This window comes from Rhizobium sp. BK376 (genome assembly GCF_004341625.1).
Taxonomy (GTDB): Bacteria; Pseudomonadota; Alphaproteobacteria; order Rhizobiales; family Rhizobiaceae; genus Rhizobium.
Genome location: NZ_SLZG01000002.1, coordinates 289,931 through 308,023, shown reverse-complemented (window position 1 = coordinate 308,023; position 18,093 = coordinate 289,931). Strand labels below are relative to the sequence as shown.

19 protein-coding genes are annotated in these 18,093 nt (G+C 59.4%); 10 read left to right on the top strand and 9 right to left on the bottom strand.

The genetic code is table 11. The annotated features are described in order from the left end of the window. Positions 1-28: 28 nt before the first annotated feature. The 3 genes from cysQ to EV561_RS06005 all read left to right on the top strand — a co-directional run bounded on the left by cysQ (position 29) and on the right by EV561_RS06005 (position 3,064). Positions 29-820: a 3'(2'),5'-bisphosphate nucleotidase CysQ gene (gene cysQ / locus EV561_RS06015; RefSeq protein WP_132518650.1), complete on the top strand. Its 792-nt coding sequence runs from the start codon at positions 29-31 to the stop codon at positions 818-820. Between the two features lie 143 nt (positions 821-963). Continuing rightward, the gene (locus EV561_RS06010; protein WP_132518648.1) at positions 964-2,001 is read left to right on the top strand and encodes a DUF2793 domain-containing protein; all 1,038 of its coding nucleotides are present in this window, start codon (positions 964-966) and stop codon (positions 1,999-2,001) included. Between the two features lie 427 nt (positions 2,002-2,428). After that, a complete protein-coding gene (locus EV561_RS06005) occupies positions 2,429-3,064 on the top strand; it encodes a sugar transferase (protein ID WP_281024834.1) in 636 nt (211 codons plus the stop codon). A gap of 28 nt (positions 3,065-3,092) precedes the next feature. Here EV561_RS06005 and EV561_RS06000 read toward each other — a convergent pair whose 3' ends face one another. Continuing rightward, positions 3,093-3,818 (bottom strand): LuxR family transcriptional regulator, encoded by a 726-nt coding sequence (locus tag EV561_RS06000; protein ID WP_132518644.1) that lies wholly within the window; start codon positions 3,816-3,818, stop codon positions 3,093-3,095. A 372-nt stretch (positions 3,819-4,190) separates the two neighbouring features. On the opposite strand from EV561_RS06000, the gene EV561_RS05995 reads away from it, so the two are divergent. Further along, positions 4,191-4,466: a DUF1153 domain-containing protein gene (locus EV561_RS05995; RefSeq protein WP_034476390.1), complete on the top strand. Its 276-nt coding sequence runs from the start codon at positions 4,191-4,193 to the stop codon at positions 4,464-4,466. A 25-nt stretch (positions 4,467-4,491) separates the two neighbouring features. Here the strand turns inward: EV561_RS05995 and EV561_RS05990 are convergent, their stop codons facing one another. Then, a complete protein-coding gene (locus EV561_RS05990; RefSeq protein ID WP_132518642.1) occupies positions 4,492-4,956 on the bottom strand; it encodes a paraquat-inducible protein A in 465 nt (154 codons plus the stop codon). A gap of 138 nt (positions 4,957-5,094) precedes the next feature. On the opposite strand from EV561_RS05990, the gene EV561_RS05985 reads away from it, so the two are divergent. Then, positions 5,095-5,376, top strand: coding sequence for a GNAT family N-acetyltransferase (locus EV561_RS05985; protein WP_132518640.1), 282 nt, complete (start codon positions 5,095-5,097; stop codon positions 5,374-5,376). A 111-nt stretch (positions 5,377-5,487) separates the two neighbouring features. Here the strand turns inward: EV561_RS05985 and EV561_RS05980 are convergent, their stop codons facing one another. Continuing rightward, positions 5,488-5,838 (bottom strand): flagellar export protein FliJ, encoded by a 351-nt coding sequence (locus tag EV561_RS05980; RefSeq protein WP_132518638.1) that lies wholly within the window; start codon positions 5,836-5,838, stop codon positions 5,488-5,490. A 442-nt stretch (positions 5,839-6,280) separates the two neighbouring features. Between EV561_RS05980 and ctrA the strand changes: the two genes are divergently transcribed. Further along, complete coding sequence (gene ctrA, locus EV561_RS05975) at positions 6,281-6,982, top strand: cell cycle two-component system response regulator CtrA (protein WP_003542362.1); 702 nt, start codon at positions 6,281-6,283, stop codon at positions 6,980-6,982. A 287-nt stretch (positions 6,983-7,269) separates the two neighbouring features. On the opposite strand, the gene EV561_RS05970 is transcribed toward ctrA, so the two are convergent. Further along, entirely contained in the window at positions 7,270-7,632 is a 363-nt protein-coding gene (locus tag EV561_RS05970) for a response regulator (RefSeq protein ID WP_132518636.1), read from the bottom strand. Positions 7,633-7,750: 118 nt separating this feature from the next. Next, the gene (locus tag EV561_RS05965; RefSeq protein ID WP_132518634.1) at positions 7,751-8,398 is read right to left on the bottom strand and encodes a histidine phosphotransferase family protein; all 648 of its coding nucleotides are present in this window, start codon (positions 8,396-8,398) and stop codon (positions 7,751-7,753) included. Between the two features lie 202 nt (positions 8,399-8,600). On the opposite strand from EV561_RS05965, the gene EV561_RS05960 reads away from it, so the two are divergent. Continuing rightward, positions 8,601-9,191, top strand: coding sequence for an EipA family protein (locus EV561_RS05960; RefSeq protein ID WP_132518632.1), 591 nt, complete (start codon positions 8,601-8,603; stop codon positions 9,189-9,191). Positions 9,192-9,341: 150 nt separating this feature from the next. Then, complete coding sequence (locus tag EV561_RS05955) at positions 9,342-10,538, top strand: hypothetical protein (RefSeq protein WP_132518630.1); 1,197 nt, start codon at positions 9,342-9,344, stop codon at positions 10,536-10,538. A 1-nt stretch (position 10,539) separates the two neighbouring features. On the opposite strand, the gene EV561_RS05950 is transcribed toward EV561_RS05955, so the two are convergent. Both EV561_RS05950 and EV561_RS05945 read right to left on the bottom strand, forming a co-directional pair. Next, positions 10,540-11,370 (bottom strand): RNA methyltransferase, encoded by an 831-nt coding sequence (locus EV561_RS05950; RefSeq protein WP_132518628.1) that lies wholly within the window; start codon positions 11,368-11,370, stop codon positions 10,540-10,542. Positions 11,371-11,380: 10 nt separating this feature from the next. After that, the gene (locus tag EV561_RS05945) at positions 11,381-11,761 is read right to left on the bottom strand and encodes a hypothetical protein (RefSeq protein WP_132518626.1); all 381 of its coding nucleotides are present in this window, start codon (positions 11,759-11,761) and stop codon (positions 11,381-11,383) included. Positions 11,762-11,808: 47 nt separating this feature from the next. On the opposite strand from EV561_RS05945, the gene EV561_RS05940 reads away from it, so the two are divergent. Both EV561_RS05940 and rpoH read left to right on the top strand, forming a co-directional pair. Next, complete coding sequence (locus EV561_RS05940; protein WP_132518624.1) at positions 11,809-12,834, top strand: RluA family pseudouridine synthase; 1,026 nt, start codon at positions 11,809-11,811, stop codon at positions 12,832-12,834. Positions 12,835-13,166: 332 nt separating this feature from the next. Further along, a complete protein-coding gene (gene rpoH, locus EV561_RS05935) occupies positions 13,167-14,075 on the top strand; it encodes an RNA polymerase sigma factor RpoH (protein WP_132518622.1) in 909 nt (302 codons plus the stop codon). Positions 14,076-14,157: 82 nt separating this feature from the next. Here rpoH and EV561_RS05930 read toward each other — a convergent pair whose 3' ends face one another. Both EV561_RS05930 and EV561_RS05925 read right to left on the bottom strand, forming a co-directional pair. Beyond that, entirely contained in the window at positions 14,158-16,662 is a 2,505-nt protein-coding gene (locus EV561_RS05930; protein ID WP_132518620.1) for a hypothetical protein, read from the bottom strand. A gap of 61 nt (positions 16,663-16,723) precedes the next feature. After that, entirely contained in the window at positions 16,724-18,019 is a 1,296-nt protein-coding gene (locus EV561_RS05925) for an adenylosuccinate synthase (protein ID WP_132518618.1), read from the bottom strand. Positions 18,020-18,093 lie beyond the last annotated feature (74 nt).

The following is an 18,093-nucleotide window of genomic DNA, read 5'->3' as shown; positions in this document are numbered from 1 at the left end:
TTAGTTGCTGCGGAGAGACGACCGGAATATGCTCGAGACATTCGAACAGGCTGCATTGGAAGCGGGCAAGGCCATTCTTAGGGTCTACCGGTCCGACTGTGCCGTGTCGCTCAAGCAGGATCTGTCGCCGGTCACGATTGCTGACGAACGCGCCGAGCAGATCATTCTCGCTCATCTCTCCAGGGAATTTCCCGACATCCCCGTCATCGCGGAAGAATCAGTCTCTGCCGGACATGTTCCCGATGTACGAGGCAAGTCCTTCTTTCTCGTCGATCCCCTGGATGGCACGCGTGAATTCGTCGAGCATCGCGACGAGTTCACGGTCAACATCGCCTATATAAAGGACGGCATTCCCGTAGCCGGCATCGTCTACGCACCCGCAATCGGAGTTGCCTTCGTGGCCGACGACCGGAAGGCGGAGCGGCTGGTGGTCGGGAAAGATTTCCAAATCACGGAACGCCTTCCGATCCGCGTCCGGGAACGGCCGGAAAATCTGCTGGCGCTGGCAAGTCGATGCAACGGCAACGCCCGCACCGACGACTTCCTGGCGGAGAATGCGGTAAGCGCCTGCACCTCGATCGGTTCTTCCCTGAAATTCTGCCTCCTTGCGGAAGGCAAGGCGGACGTCTATCCGCGCTTCAGCCGCACGATGGAATGGGATACCGCAGCGGGCGACGCAGTGTTGCGTGCCGCCGGCGGCACTACCGTGATGACGGATGGCCAGCCGCTGCGTTACGGCAAGACGGATCAATCACATGACGCCGATTTCGCCAATCCCAGCTTCATCTGCTGGGGCGGCAAGAGCGCCGCTGTGGCATGAGAATGGCGTAAAGCCGAACGAATTCAAGCACTACACCGCCGATTTTTCCCCGCTCGTTTCGCCCCACCTAAACTCGTGGCGAAACAACGGCATGGTTCGGCCCGCATATCGGCGCTTGCCTGCCGCCAAGCGGGAGAACGCCTGTGTCCGAAGAAACCGTCAATCTTGCCCTGCCCTACATCCTACCCTCCCAGGCGCAGAAGCATGTCACCCACAACGAGGCTTTGCAGCGGCTCGACGCCGTCGTGCAACTAGTCATATCGGCCGAGCTTTCCGCACCCCCGGATGCCCCGGTCGAAGGCGATTGCTATCTGATCGCTGCGGCATCGACCGGACCGTGGTCCGGCAAATCCGGATCGATCGCCTTCCGGCAGGACGGCGCTTGGATCCTCATCGAGCCTCGGGAGGGCTGGCAGGCATGGTTCCTGTCCGAGGCGCAGCTTCGCGTGCTGACAGGCGGCGCATGGACGGAGATCAACCCGCCCTCCTCCGATTCAATGCCCAAGCTCGGGATAAATGCGACGGCCGATGAGACCAACAGGCTGGCGGTCGCCTCGCCCGCCAGCCTTTTCAGCCACGTCGGAAACGGGCATCAGATCAAGATCAATAAGGCGGCGCCGGCCGATACGGCATCCCTTCTCTTCCAGACGGCATGGTCGGGGCGAGCCGAAATGGGACTTGCCGGCAACGACGATTTCGCCATCAAGGTTAGCCCCGACGGCAGCGCCTGGCAAACAGGACTTGCCATCTCGCCACAAGGCGTCGTCACCACGCCCGGCAAGCCCCTTGTGCGAGCCTCGCCTCCATCAGGGACCTCATCGCCCGCAAGCGGCAGCCAGACCGGCTTTGGCGATCCAGGCATAGTACAAGGCGGCTTTTCGCTCGGGGATGCGGTCGGCAGCGGCGGGGGACATAGCCTCGTGGTGCCGGCCAGCGGAATTTATCTGCTGCTGCTCTCCGCCAGCGTCGTCTCCTCCGGCGGTCATTCCATCAGTCTTCTTGCAAATGGTTCCGTAACGCTGGCGATGGTTACTTCGCCTGCCCTATCCGGGCCGGAGCGTCAGACCGCGGCAGGACTAGCCTTTCTGACCGCGGGCGATGGCTTGACCCTGCTTTATTCCGGAACGGCGCAAGTGGAATTCGGTAACGGCAAGACGGAGATCGTCGCCCTTTTGCTTTAGAAACAATAGCCCAAAGGGAGTAGTTCTTTGTTCTATTTGGAAACATGCATGAATTGCAACCCAGATATGCGGAAACGCTGTGGATGAAGTTCAACCAAGTTGAACTCTTTTTCAAAAATCTCAAATTTCTCGGGAAATCAGCTACATAACGCATTTGCAGCAAAGGCGTTACTGCAGCGCAATGAACTTTGTGGGGTAACGTGATACTATTGTTGCAAATGCGTGCTTTTATGCGATTAACCAATCGTTAAGCTACATAGTGACAAAGCTGCTTGAATGACTTAATGAATATTTAAGTTTAAGCATTAGGTCTCCAACAGAATTAAGAGCCAAGATTTTGAGCATCACGGACTTACATAACAGTATTCCCGGTGGCGCATTCGAAATTGAGCGCAATCGCTTTCTTGGTCGCTCGGCCTCATCTGGGATCATTCGCGTCCCCAACAGCAAGCCTCGCCCGCTTCAACATTTCCTCAAGCGTACGATAGACATTGCCGCTTCTTTGAGCGCCCTCATTATTCTTCTGCCTTTTTTTGCTGCAATTGCTCTGTTGATTCGCATCGACAGCCCCGGCCCGGTGCTGTTCACCCAGGTTCGCTGGGGCAAAAACTGCACAAAAATTAGGGTGTATAAATTCCGCTCGATGCGCACCGATATGTGCGACGCATCCGGCGTAGCCCAGACCGTGCAGAACGACCCGCGCATCACCCGTATCGGTGCGATCCTGCGCCGAACCAATCTTGATGAACTGCCTCAGCTCCTGAACGTGCTGAAGGGGGATATGTCGCTGGTCGGACCTCGCTGCCATGCTATCGGCATGCTGGCGGCAGGAATGGTCTATGAGGAACTGGTTCCCGAATACCACTACCGCCATCTTGTGCGGCCGGGAATCACGGGTCTTGCCCAGATGCGCGGGCTGCGCGGCCCCACGGATCGTGCCGCAAAAGCCCGGGCGCGCATTGCCAGCGATCTATTCTATGTCGAGAACTTCTCGGTCTTCCTGGATATCCGGATCATCGTCGGCACATTCATCTCCGAAATGCGCGGCGGCAACGGTTTCTAACCGTCGGCGCCGCCTCAGGATCGGATCGCTATATCAGCCTGTACCGGAAAGCGCGGGCGACCGCCTGCATTCTATTGACCGAGTCGAGCTTTCGCATCGCGCTCTTCAGGTAGCTGGCGACGGTATGCGACGAGAGATCGAGAATGATTGCGATCTCTTCGCTGCTCTTGCCGGCAGCCGACCAGCGCAGACATTCGATTTCCCGTTTGCTCAGTTGCTCTGCCGGTCCATCGCCGTCATCGAGATCGCGAGCGAAAGCATGCAGGATCTGCATCGCGCCGTAGACAAGCTCCATGCTCTCCCTGTCAGAGAGTTTCGCGCGTTTGCCCGAGAAGGCGAAGATGTAGTGACGCAATGCTGCATCGTGCAGGCTGAAGGCAAAAGTCGTTCGCAAACCGCGATCCATAAACCAGCCGGTCAGTGCCCTGCTCTCGTGGTTCGCAGCCGCACTTGCAAATCCGCCGCCCTCGCAGAAGACAGGCATGTTCGTATATTTAAGTGCGGATACGAGCCGGCTGCAGTGAAACACATCGCTGCTTGAATAATGTTCGACAAGTTCCCGCGGCCAATTGCAGGCGATCTGGTTATCGGCAAAGCCGACACTGTCTCCCCGCGGAAAGCGGGCCATCAAATAGTAATCGAAACCCGCTCTGGCGACGGCCCCGCCAAGCAACTCGGCGTGAGTCGTCAAAGGTTCGGGCGACGGTTCTTTGCCACGCGGCGCGCGGCGAACCGCGCTTTCATACTTCGGCATATGGGACTCCGGGTGCCGAAGTCTTTCCGCGAGCGACCAAAAACGAAACATCGCCCGGCCAAACAAACGGCTGGAACGACGCAAAAGAGATTGGATAGAAGGCGCGATAAGAGCGGAAAACCGACACTTGTTCTTGAATGTCTGCCTTATAGTCTAGATCGCTTTAGGATTGTAACATCGTTTTTGCATGCCTATCATGCATTTTACTCAAATTCACGGCACGGAAGCTGACGATCTTCTTTTGATCCGGCAAATCAGCCCCGACGCCATCTGCTTAAAATTGTTATCAAAGTCTTACTAACCGCTTAGTCAATTTTTAAATGTGGCAAGCTAGAGTGATGGACGTGGTCTTGAGTTGTGTAGAGAGTCCCAATGACCGAAATGATACGTCCCCGAGTAAAATATGTCATCGGCCCCGATGGCAGCCCGCTTACGATTGCCGATCTGCCCCCGCCGAATACGCGCCGTTGGGTGATCCGTCGCAAGGCAGAGGTTGTTGCGGCGGTTCGCGGTGGCCTGTTGAGCTTGGAAGAAGCCTGCGAGCGCTATACGCTCACAGTTGAAGAATTCCTGTCCTGGCAGTCCTCCATCAGCAGCCATGGCCTTGCAGGTTTGCGCACGACGCGCATCCAGCAATATCGTCATTGATGGAAATTCTCACCAACTGATGAATTCATTTTTTCGGGCCGGACGCTTTCCTGAGCAGGGAATGCAGAAGGCCCGAAATTATTGTGGAACCGGCATAGCACCATAGGCCTGGCTGCGTGAATGCGCTGGCAAGCCCGCTGGTCTTTGCCGCGGCAATCACGATCGCGACCAAAAGCACATCCATCATAGACCACCTGGATAGCTGCGGTACGACATGATTGAAAAAGAACGTGCCGGTTCCCCCTTCCCTGTCGGATATCGCTTCGATCGCAAGACTGAACATCTTGAGAAGAGGCAACGCGATCGAAACGAGAGCGGCGATCCCTGCCAGAAAACCATCGCCGGTCTGCCACAGCGATAGGACGATGGCCAAAAGCGACGGCGTCTCGCTGAAAAAATAGAGCTTCTCGAAACGCACGAGCGGCAGGATGAGCCCGAGCGCGAGCAGGAACGGCGCGGCCACAAGTAAAATGGCCTGCAAATGACGCATGAAACCATCCCCCTATCGAGAATCGTCTGCAATGGAATTCGTTTCAGGCTAGTAAATCCAGCCGGGCGCGAACATCAGCTTTCCATGCTTCGCCATGTGAAGTTAAGCTGAAGTCTGGAATCCCAAGGTGAAAAGATCATGGATATAAGACTTGAAGAGACCCGGTCCGGCGGACGTTATGTTGCGACCATCGACGGGCACGAGGCCGAGATGACCTATTCGCGGACGTCGCCGAAGCTGATCATTATAGACCATACCGGCGTTCCCGATGCATTGCGCGGCAAAGGCGTCGGCCAGGCGCTCGCCCTTCATGCAGTCGAGGAAGCAAGGCGTGGCGGCTGGAAGATCATCCCGCTCTGCCCGTTCTTCAAGGCACAGGCGGCACGCCATGAAGACTGGCGCGATGTCATCAGCGGCTGAATACTGAACCCGTCATCCGAAAAACACCAAAAGCCGTGCATGGCCGGCCTTTATGGCCAGTCATGCACGGCTTTTCAGGAATTTCGCCGCCACCGGCGACGGAAAATCCAGTCAGGCGCGCGCTCTTACACCCCCGTCGCGCTCCTCGATGGCTGCCGCCTTGGCATATTCCGCCTGCATTTCCTCGAGTGCTGTTTCCAGCGCCTCTTCCTGTGCCCGCAATTCCCGTATCGAGACTTGCAGGTTGTCGGCACGCTGGCGTGCAGCCTTTGCAAAGGTCGGATAGGCAAAATGATTAGGGTCGGAAATACCGGACTTCTTCTCTTCCAGGACGATCTGGCTTTCCAGATCCTTGGTCATCCGGTCAAATTCCGCCATCATCATCTGCAGTTGCTGCAGCTGGCGACGTTTTTCATTCACCTGAAATTCCTTCAGGCGCACTAGGCTCTCACGTGACTTCATACGCATTACTCCCGTGATGCGAGACCCCGGCTCTCTTACAACATTGCCCTCCGCACCGCTTTGAAACGGCTTGGATTAAAAAAATTACAGCGGCATTAACAAAAACCTACCGCTGGTAACCTTTCGTTTACGGGCATCGTTAATGATAGCCATGATCTTTTAAGGGTCAGTAAATGAAGCGAGCAGATTTCGATACAACGGCATTGATGAGTCGAATGAATCGTTTGGATCGTTTTCTTAAGGTGTTGGTTAAGGAATAGCACTTGCTGATTCACATTGGAAAACAGTGGAATGGAAAAATTATTTAATAAATTCGATACATCTTGCCAGAGTGAATCAGAATTTGTTAACCATTCCGTGGCAGCTTCCAAATCAGGTAGTGACTGGATCGGTATCGCGTAAAGGGGCTGACGACCTTTCGGCGGCGGTAAAGGGGATAATTATGCGGGTTCTACTCATTGAAGACGACAGCGCGACAGCGCAGAGCATCGAGTTGATGCTCAAGTCGGAAAGCTTTAACGTCTACACCACCGATCTCGGTGAAGAAGGCGTCGATCTCGGTAAGCTTTACGATTACGATATCATTCTCCTGGATCTTAACCTTCCCGACATGTCCGGCTACGAAGTGCTCCGCACGCTCCGCCTGTCGAAGGTAAAGACGCCAATCCTTATCCTGTCCGGCATGGCCGGAATCGAGGACAAGGTTCGCGGTCTCGGCTTCGGCGCCGACGACTACATGACCAAGCCCTTCCACAAGGATGAACTGGTCGCCCGCATCCACGCTATCGTCCGCCGCTCCAAGGGTCACGCCCAGTCGGTTATCATGACCGGCGAACTGATCGTCAACCTCGACGCCAAGACCGTCGAAGTTGGTGGCCAGCGCGTTCACCTCACCGGCAAGGAATACCAGATGCTGGAGCTGCTTTCGCTCCGCAAGGGTACGACCCTTACCAAGGAAATGTTCCTGAACCACCTCTACGGCGGCATGGACGAGCCCGAACTGAAAATCATCGACGTCTTCATCTGCAAGCTCCGCAAGAAGCTCGCAAATGCTGCCGGCGGCGCGAACTACATCGAAACCGTCTGGGGCCGCGGCTATGTGCTACGCGAGCCCGACGGCGCCGAATACGCCGAAACCGCCTGATAGCTACCGCCGCCTACCCCAGACACCGCCGCTTTTTCGAGAGCCCGCCTTTATGGCGGGTTTTCTTTTGCCTGGTAGTTGCCGTGCGCATCGAGCTAGCCAACACTTCTGCATGGGTCCACACAATATGTTCGTCATCCTCGGCCTTATCCCGAGGATCTGCAACATATCAATAAAATCAACGGTCATAGACCCTCGGGACAGGCCCGAGGATGGTGCAAGAGGCGTGCAGTGCGGTCAAACGGCGGCTGCGCGCGGCTATATCTGCGATAAAATGCGACTGGGCCTTAGGCCGCGACTGCCCGGTTCCCGAACACGGCCGTCAGGATCTTGCGATCGAACGGCTTCAACAAGAAATCGGTTGCTCCGGCGCGCTTGCCGGCCATGAGCTTCTTCAGATCGGCCTCGACGACGCAATAGTAAATCTTGGCGTCCTTGCCATTTGGCATCGCCCGGATGTTGGCGATCAGCTCCAGCGCGCCTTCCATTCCGGCATCGACGATCAGATATTCTGGAAGTTCCATCTGGCAACGAGCAAGGGCTTCCTGGGCGTTGGAGGCTTCGCTGACCAGAAAGTCAAGTTCGGACAAGATACGCTTGCCGACCTTGCGTACAACGTCGGAGGTATCAGTAATCATGAACCTTTGCATCAGTCACTCCTCTGTGCCCGCCCGTAAAGTCCCGGCGAGCACCGCCTTCAACTGAGACGATAATGACGCCGGGCTAAGGAATCGTTACCGATATTGACGCAATTTTGCCGCGTATGACCTAAGAATTGCTTACCGTAGCTGTGTAAATCAGCTCTTCCGCCGTCGCATTGTAAGTCAGTTCCATGCCGCTCTCTTCCGCCAGCAGGACGGTGTAGTAGGGTTGGATGGAATGAGCATCGATTGCTTCTTCGACGGTACCGGAGCATATCTCGACGAATTTCGGCGGCAGCCGCATCAGGCGACCACGAGCAACGATCTTGAACGTCGCATCGAATTCTGGATTTTCCATCGTCACTTCGATGGTGCCGCCGCGAGGGATGGACCCGTAGGCGACGAGAAAGAGGTTGAGCAACAGCTTGACGCGGTTCTTGGCAATGATCGCCCGCTGACCGATCCAGACGACTTCCGTCTTCTTTTCGGCGGCGGCGAAATCCTTGGCCGCGCGTTCGGCTTCGCCCGTATCGATCGACGCGCCGACCGAGCCGGAGGCGCCGAAGGCAAGGCGGGCAAATTTCAACCGGACAGAGGCGTTGAGCGCGCTGGTGCGGATGAGGTCCATGGCGTCGGCATCGGCGCCGCCTTCATCCAGGAGCTCAAGGCCGTTGTTGATTGCACCAACGGGTGAAATGACATCATGGCAAACACGGCTGCAAAGGAGCGCAGCCAGATCCGGTCCTGCCAGAGTGAGATTCGGATTCTTGGACATTCATTGTCTCCTGAATGCTGGGCAAACGAAATTGTCGCCAAACGATGCCACAGCAGGTTTGCACGAGCATTGCAATTGCCAGTGTATCGCGCGTCATAATGACACCATATTTGGTAAACCCATTGTTAAGACGATGACCGCAAAATGCACCTCAGTCGCAACAGACGACTCATCGCACCGACCATGATGAACGGGTGACACTATGCGCCATCAATTTCCGCGGAGAATTTCGAGCCTGGGCCTGATTCTGGCCCTGTTGGCGTTTGTGAGCTTTTCGCTCCCGCCGCGGCAGGCCTCGGCGGCGACAAGCGGCCAGTACACCATGCAGGAGATTGTTGATTCGGGTCACGCCTTCTTCGGCTCCACCAGTGGCGGCCTTGCCAAGGTGGTGGAAACCGCCTTCGAGCGCTATGGCCTGCCGAACGGCTATATTCTCGGCCAGGAAGGCTCCGGCGCCTTCATCGCCGGTCTCACCTATGGCGAAGGCCAGCTGAACACCAAGAATGCCGGCGAGCACCCCGTTTACTGGCAGGGTCCCTCGCTCGGACTGGATGCAGGCGGCCAGGGGACGCGCGTGATGATGCTCGTCTACGATCTTCCTTCGACCAATGCGCTCTATGCCCGCTACGGCGGCGTCAGCGGCCAGGCCTTCATGGTCGCCGGCGTCGGCATGACACTGCTGAAGAACGACAATGTGCTAATCGTGCCGATCCGCACCGGCATCGGCGCCCGCCTTGGCCTGAACGTCGGCTATCTAAAGGTTACCAGCACCCCGACCTGGAATCCCTTCTGAGGATATTTCCTATTTGGCCCAGGCCGCAGAGCTTGGGCCAGCCTTGAGACAACAAGTGCTACGCCCATTTAAAGGCTTGCCCCTCTCACTGCCTCATGTTTAATCGAGAGCTGTTAGAACCGGAATCAACTGTTAGACGATGGCTCTCCTGTGATTGAATTCGCTCTGCTGTTCGGGTTGGGTTTCCTGACCGCGATCTTTCTGGTCTTCCTCATAGCGCCTGCGGTCCATCGCCGTATTGTCTGGTTCACCGAAAAGCGACTGAAAGCCACCATGCCGCTGAGCCCGCAGGAAGTGCGCGCCCAGAAGGACATGGCGCGCGCCCTTTATGCCGCTGAAAATGCCAAGACCGAGCAGGCCCTGTCCCAGGAACGCGAAAAGGCCGTCAGCCTGCAGCTTCGCCAGGATACGCTCATCAAGGAGGCCGGGCGGCTGGCATCCGAAAACACCGACCTCCAGTCGCAGATCGACGAAATGGACGTGGAAGCCGGCAATCTGCGCTCCCGCCTGCGCCGCGAGGAAAGCTATATCAGCCAGCTGAAAGCCAGCCTTCGTGTTTCGGAGCAGGCGCATGCCGAAAAGGAATCCGACATCGAGACCCTGCGCCGCCGCCTTGCCAAGATAACCGCGGATGCCGACAACCTGAAGATCGACCTTGCCACCCGCGAGACCGAGATCGAGAATCTCCGGTTCCGGATGAACGCCTTGCGCGACGAGCGCGACGGGCTGCGCAACGATGTCAGCCTGGTTACCAAGCGCGCCAAGGATGCCGAATTGCGGCTCGGCCAGGAGGAAAACAAGACGTCACGGCTGGAAGACAAGCTCAACCGCGAGGTTGCCGGCAATGCCGACAGGGAAACTCTCATCGAGCGCCGTCTCGCCGAAGTCGCACGGCTTAAGGAAAAACTGAAGGCGGCCAACGCCGAAACCCGGGAGGCGAGCCGCGCGTTGCGCGCCGCCGGCATCCCGAGACCCTCCTCTTCCAGGCTCGCGAAACTGCAGCCCAGCCCGCAGCCTGCCGAAAACACGAGCAAGGAAACCCCGACCATTGCCGCTGTCGCGGCGCCGGAACGTCAGGTGGAGACGGAGATTGCCAGGATGACGGACGATGTGCGCAATCGCAGCAAGGCACTCTCCGACCGCCTGCTGAAATCACGCTCCGCAGCCCAGGACAACGCCATGCGCGAGGAGATTGCCGTCATCGCCGCCAACATGGTGGCGCTGACTGCGCTGAAGGAAGGCGAGCAATCGGCCATTCGCAATCTTCTGCCGGAAAATATCGAGGCTGGCCAGGATGGGCGAACCAGCCTCGCGCAGCGCGTGGCCGACCTGCTTCCGAACCGCTGACCTATATTCGCCCGGCCGCTGAGGCCATTTCGAACAAGGCGATGCCGGTTGCGGTGGCGACGTTCAGGCTATCCAGTCCGGGCGCTTGCGGAATCCGGGCGCTGCCGAAGGCGGCAAGGATAGCCTCCGGAAGCCCTTCGCCCTCGGTTCCGACCACCAATGCCATGCGGCCCGAAGGGGGCACTTCGCGGATATCCGTTTTCCCGCGCGGCGACAGGCTCCATATTGAAAACCCGCGAGCGGCCAGCGCAGCGAGGAGATCGAGCGCATTGGCCTGCCGGTAATAGGGCGTGGTCAGGACCGAACCCACCGAAACGCGCAGCGCCTTGCGATAGAGCGGGTCGCAGGAAGTCTCGTCGAGCAGCACTGCGTCCGCGCCGAAGGCGGCAGCGTTGCGGAACATCGAACCGACATTGTCATGGTTGGAGATGCCGCAACCCACGAGCACGAGGGACTGTGGCGGAAGACGGTCGAGAAAATCATCGAAACTGTCCTCGGCAGTCCGCCTGCCAAGCGCCAGAACGCCGCGATGCAGATGAAAGCCGACAATGCCGTCGATGACAGGCGCTTCTGCCGTATAGATCGGCACGTCCTGCGGAAACGCTGCGATGATCTCTTCGAGACCTGCCACGCGATTGCGCAGGAGCAACAGCTTTTCAGCCACGAAACCCCGCCGGCGCGAATGCGCATCGGCGAGCAGCCGCAGGACAACGGTTCCTTCCGCAATGAACCGGCCTTCGCGTCCGGTCAGGTCACGCTCGCGGATGTCGCGGAACTCGACGATGCGGGGATCATCCGGATCATCAATCGCTATCAGCCGGTCGTTCTCCATGTCAGGACCGTCAGTTGCCGGCGAGAGAAATCGTCGCGACGATCCTGCCGATGCCATAGTCGAAGACGATCGCCTGGTGCTGGCCGGCAGCCGTCGCGCCGTAGAACAGCACCTGGCGGCCCGAAAGCGCCACGGATTGAACCGTAAATCCCTGCGGCAGAGCAGCGGTGGCCGCAACAGGCGCATCGGAAGGCACGTCAGCCGTTGTCGCCGCCACAGCCTTCGGGGCCGGGCGCATCGTCTTGTAGACAACGGCGCCGAAGACCGCCATAAGGCTCACCACCATGATGGCGACGGAGACGATCTGCAGTCGCACCATCTTGCGTCGAACATTTTCCAGGGCCGGATCGAGAGGCTTTTCCTCCTGATCGTCTGGCTCGAAATTCGTCATCGATGCGTCCTTGTTCCTTGTGAGCGCTTCCGGCGCTGGAGAAAGAGTTGAGCGACCCCTTTAAAGAAGCTGCGGACAATAGAAAAGTCCTAACCGCCGACGAAACCGCTGAAGGCCGGCTCGATGCCTGGCTGACCGGAAAACTCGGCGAGGAATTCTCGCGCAGCCGCGTCAAGGCAATGGTCAACGAAGGTGCGGTCCTGCTGAACGGAAAGCCCGTCACCGACGCCAGCCGCAAGGTGCGCCCCGGCGACGCCTATGAGATCGCCCTCCCCGAGCCGGAAGACCCGACCCCGCAGGGCGAGGACATTCCGCTCGACGTGCTCTACGAGGACGATGATCTCATCGTCATCTCCAAACCATTTGGCTTGGTCGTCCATCCCGGTGCCGGCAATTGGACGGGCACGCTGGTCAACGCGCTGATCCATCACTGCGGCGAAGGCCTTTCCGGCATCGGTGGCGTGCGTCGGCCCGGCATCGTTCACCGCCTCGACAAGGACACGACGGGCGTCATGGTCGTCGCCAAGAACGACACGGCCCATCGCCATCTTTCCGAACAGTTCGCCGATCACGGCCGCACCACGCAGCTCGAGCGCGCCTACCAGGCGATCGTCTGGGGACGTCCGCGCCAACTGATCGGCACGATCGATGCTCCCCTCGGCCGCTCGAACACCGACCGGACGAAGCGTACGGTCAAGAAACCCGGCACGCGGGATGCCGACGAGGCGATCACCCATTACGAAGTGCTCGAGCGCTTCCACGAAGCGCCGGATGCCACCGCGCTTGCCGCCCTTGTGGAATGCCACCTCGAGACCGGCCGCACCCATCAGATCCGCGTGCACATGGCCCATATCGGCCATCCGCTGCTCGGCGACACCACCTATGGCGCCGGCTTCAAGACCAAGGCGAACCTGCTGCCGGACGGAGCCCGCGAAGTGGTCAACCGCTTCCAGCGTCAGGCGCTGCATGCCTACATGCTGCAGTTCGAACATCCCCGCACTGGCGAAGTCATGCGCTTCGAGACTCCGTTGCCCGAAGACATGGAAGAGCTGGCGGCAGCACTCCGCGGTTAACCCGCCCTGTGGCTGGACCGAAGCGCCCCGGGGGACTATAATGCCCCCAAGCTTCCGGCAATCGACGGCGATTTTCCGAAATGGGTGATCGTTTTCGACAAGACTGGGAAGCGCAGAAACTGCAATAGCTGCGCGAAATAGCGGTGGGACGAAACCAGTCACACCGGGGTCACCATTGCGTGAAACCGACCTTGAATCACTGTTTTGCCGTACTTATCTGTATATGGACTTAGTGCGGGGTCTAGCTGACCTGCACGTCTCAGCCTGCTTCGTGAGGGGCGCTCCCCGCGCCCGCTAGAGGGGTTGAATTCTGGAAATAGGAGGGTGCATTCATGGCCCGTAATACCTTGCCGTCCATCACGGCCGGCGAAGCCGGTCTCAATCGTTATCTCGACGAAATCCGTAAGTTCCCGATGCTGGAACCGCAGGAAGAATACATGCTTGCCAAGCGCTATGCCGAGCATGGCGATCGTCAGGCTGCCCACAAGCTCGTCACCAGCCATCTGCGCCTCGTGGCGAAGATTGCCATGGGCTATCGCGGCTACGGCCTGCCGATTGGCGAAGTCGTGTCCGAAGGCAATGTCGGCCTGATGCAGGCCGTCAAGAAATTCGACCCGGAGCGCGGTTTCCGTCTGGCGACCTATGCGATGTGGTGGATCAAGGCTTCGATCCAGGAATATATCCTGCGCTCGTGGTCTCTGGTGAAGATGGGCACGACTGCCAACCAGAAGCGCCTGTTCTTCAACCTGCGCCGCCTCAAGGGCCGCATCCAGGCGATCGATGAAGGCGATCTCAAGCCGGAGCACGTTGCGGAAATTGCAACGAAGCTGAACGTGTCTGAAGAAGAAGTCGTTTCGATGAACCGCCGCCTCTCGGGCGACGCTTCGCTGAACGCTCCGATCAAGGCTGCGGAGGGTGATTCCGGCCAGTGGCAGGATTGGCTCGTCGACGATCACGACAGCCAGGAAGACGTGCTGATCGAGCAAGACGAACTCGATACGCGCCGCCGCATGCTGTCCAAGGCCATGAGCGTGCTCAACGATCGTGAACGCCGCATCTTCGAGGCCCGTCGCCTTGCCGATGAGCCGGTCACGCTGGAAGACCTGTCGTCCGAATTCGACATCAGCCGCGAGCGCGTGCGCCAGATCGAGGTCCGTGCCTTCGAGAAGGTCCAGGATGCCGTCCGCAAGGATGCTCTGGAGCGCGCGAAGGCGCTGCGGGTCGTGGAAGCCACGGCTTAAGCGGCCCTGCACATCATTCGACAAAAACAAAAGGCGGACCGCATGGCGGTCCGCCTTTTTGATTCTTAGATATCACGAGCCGCTACTGGCTGCTGGAAACATCTCCAAGCGCTGCCCAGGCGGTGATCGCCTTATTGAAATCGTCGGTGCCGGTCTGGCCCTTTTCCATCGTCAGCAGTGCACGGCGGCCGTTGCGATAGGTGACCGGGATATCGATCCAGTCGCGGCTGCGCAGCAGATCCAGATTGGTTTTGCGGGCATCCGGGAAGTCGTTGAGCGCCACCATGTGGAAATCGTCGGTGATCTTGGCAGGGACTGCAATCAGCGGATCGCCGCGATCCTGCTCGGTCGCCTTCATGGCAATGCGCTGGACGCTATCGATACTGCCCCCTTCAAAATTCGGCGGTACCGAGAAAACCAGCTCAACCAGATGGCTTGCGGGTAGCGACGGATCCGAGTTGCGCTTGAAGGTGATCATGGCGGTCAGGCCACGTTCAGGCACGGAGATGCTGCCCTGAACGGAAGGTTCAGGACGGCCGTCCGTTCCTTTTTCCTGTTGCAGCGTCCAGGTGACCGAACCTTCGATCGCGGTTGGCGAGGTCTGACCGATGCGCTCCTCATAGAGGAACATCTTTTCCGAACCGACCGGGGCCGTCTGCTGCGAGGCCGCTGCTGCAGTCGCCGCATCGCCGGTCGCAGCCGGAGTGGCAGCATTGGCGGCTGCTGCAGCCTGTGCCGGCGCGGCGGGATCGCCTCCTGCCGGCGGCGTCGCTGCCGGCGCTGCGTTCGATTGCGGCTGAGGAGCAGGTGCTGCAGGTGCGGGCGGGGCTACGTTCGGCTGAGCGGACGCTGCCGGAGCGGGAGCAGGAACAGGGGCAGCGGCTATATTCTGCTGCGCGACCGATTTGCCCTCGGCGACCTGCGACTGGCTGGGAGCCGGTGCGGGCCCGTCGTCGACCTCATTGCCATTGGCCATCAGCCGCTGGGTGAACTTGGTATTCACCGTGTTGTCCGTGTCGGCCGAAGCGACATCGGTATTGCCTGTTGCCGGCTTTGCGGCGGCGCCACTGTTGGCCTGGGCCGGCGTCGACGGTGTATTGGCTGCCGTGTTAGCCGCCGGTGTCGCAGGCTTGCTGTCGACAACTGTCGCCGTCTTCGGCGCCGAGCTGATCAGACCTGCGACCATGCCGTTGATGGCATTGCGATTTTGCCATGCCGCATAGCCGGCGCCGCCGACGATGGCGAGACCGATGAGCGTCAGCAAAATACCCTTGATGCCGAAGCGCCGACGCTTCGGTTCCATGCGGTAGCTCTTGCCCTGCAGCTTGGAGACCGTGACCGCGTCGAGGTCTGGCGGCACCGATGTCGACGAAACCTGGTCATCGCTGCCGAATCTGTCGTAGCCCGCAAGTTCCTTCAGCTCACGCCAGCCGTCGCCTGGAACATCATTCTTCGGGGCCGGCTTTGCGGGAGTATTGTGCACGTCGGCAAAAAGATCGACGTCGTCGAAATCGCCGAGCGCAACCGGCTCCGCCGGCTTCTTCGCCGGGGGGATTGGCGGCAGCTCGTCGAACGCATCCGCATCCCAGGCAAAGGGCTCTGCAGCCGCTTTTGCGGCGACGGGCCTTTGAACCGGGGTATCCAAATCAGCCAGGGGATCGCTGAAGGCAAGAATAGGCCGAGGAGCGTCCACGGCCGCAATCCGCGGCTCGGGAGCGACCTCTACCTCTGGCTCAGGCGCCCAACTATGCGCAGGCTCCTCCGTCCGGCTCTCGACGGCAGGAGCGGCCTGCTCGGCCCATACGTCTTCAAGACGACCGCTGCCATCCGCATAGAGCGGCTCCGTGATGAATTCCGCCCGCGGCAGTGTCGCTGCCTCTTCCGCAGCGACTTCGGTCAGCCGATGGTGTTCGTCGTCAACCGAATATTGAATTTCGGCCTGCGGCTGTTGCGGCCACTCTTCGTGGATAGGCTCGACGTGTTGGCTCGGCTCGACGCGCTCCTCATGCCGGGCAATTTCGGGCACATCGTGAAGCTCTTCCGGCGGCTGATAAGCAGCGGCTGGCGTCTCCTCGATTTGCGGCTCCTCGGCTGGCGGCTCCTCGACTGGTGCTGCCTCAACCTCCTGCGGCCGCGCGGCGTGCCATTCCTCTACCGCCCGGTTTTCCTCGGCGGGCGCATGCCAGGCCTGAGGTTCCTCTTCTGCGGCGCGAACCGGCTCGGGCTCTTCGTAATGAGGCGCAACCGGCTCCTCATGTTGCACAGGAGCTTCGGGCTCGGCAGCATAGTGCTCTTCGACAGGCTGGGGCTGTTCCTGAAGTGTCAGTTCTTCGGCGGGCGGCTCTTCAGCAGGCGGCTCTTCCGCGACGGGCAGCGCCTCGGCATATTCAGCCTCGACATCCCTGATGGCGGCATCCAACTTTTCAAGCTGGCGCTGCAGCATTGTTTCCGGCGGACGCGGCTTCATGCTCTCGAGCTGCCGCTGCACAGCGCCGCGTGCACGCTCGTAGACCTTGACTCGCATTTCCGGTGTATTGTCAGACAGACCGTCAACGGCCCGCCGAATGACTGCTACAAAATCCGCCATCAGCACTTTCTCATGATGTCCGACCCAAAACCGGACAGGGATTCCTTGTTAATCCGCGACATTAATCCTCAAACGGATCGGTCACAAGTATGGTGTCTTCGCGCTCGGGGCTGGTCGAAAGCAACGCCACCGGCGTGCCGATCAGCTCTTCCACCTGCCGGACATATTTGATCGCCTGGGCGGGAAGATCGGCCCACTTGCGCGCGCCGACGGTCGATTCCTTCCAACCTTCGAGCGTGATGTAGATTGGCTCCACCCGTGCCTGTGCCGCCTGGCTTGCCGGCAGGTAGTCGATCTCCTTGCCGTCCAGTTTGTAGCCGACGCAGATCTTCAGCTCTTCCAATCCGTCGAGTACGTCGAGCTTGGTGAGCGCGATGCCCGTAATACCCGAGGTCTTTACGGTCTGGCGCACCAGAACCGCATCGAACCAGCCGCAACGGCGCGGACGCCCGGTATTGACGCCCACTTCGCGGCCGACGGTCGCCAGATGCTTGCCGATCTCGTCATGCAGCTCGCAGGGGAACGGTCCCTCGCCGACGCGGGTCGTATAGGCCTTGGTGATGCCAAGGATATAGCCGAGCGCCGTCGGCCCGAGGCCAGATCCGGCAGCTGCCTGGCCTGCAACCGTGTTGGAAGAGGTGACATAGGGATAGGTGCCATGATCGTTATCGAGCAGCGCGCCCTGAGCGCCCTCGAACAAGATGCGCGCACCGGCCTTGCGCTTTTCGTCGAGCAGGCGCCAGACCTGGTCGACGTAAGGCAGGATGTGATGGGCAACTGAGGTCAGCTCTTCATGCAGCGCATCGAAGGAAATCTCGTCGAGGCCCATGCCGCGGCGAAGAGCATTGTGGTGCGTCAGCAGCCGGTCGATCTTTGCGGGCAGCGTTTCCGGCTCGGCTAGGTCGATGACGCGGATAGCGCGGCGGCCGACCTTGTCCTCGTAGGCCGGGCCGATGCCGCGGCGCGTGGTGCCGATCTTGGTGCCGCTGTTGGAGGCGGCATCCTCGCGCAGGGCGTCGAGGTCACGATGCAGCGACAGGATCAGCGGCGCGTTCTCGGCGATGCGCAGCACCTCAGGCGTAACAGCAACACCCTGGGCACGCAGCTTCTCGACTTCGGCGACGAAATGATGCGGGTCGACGACAACGCCATTGCCGATGACACTCAGCTTGCCACGGACGAGGCCGGAAGGCAGAAGCGCAAGCTTGTAGCTCACCCCATCCACGACCAGCGTATGGCCAGCATTATGGCCGCCTTGAAAGCGCACGATCACATCCGCACGTTCCGAAAGCCAATCGACAATCTTGCCCTTGCCTTCGTCACCCCATTGCGAACCGATCACGACTACATTCGTCATTTAGCTAATCCCGCTTACCGCGCATGTTTTGCGCCTTGCTCAAACCCGCGCATCTATAAAGCTTTGTTTTTGCG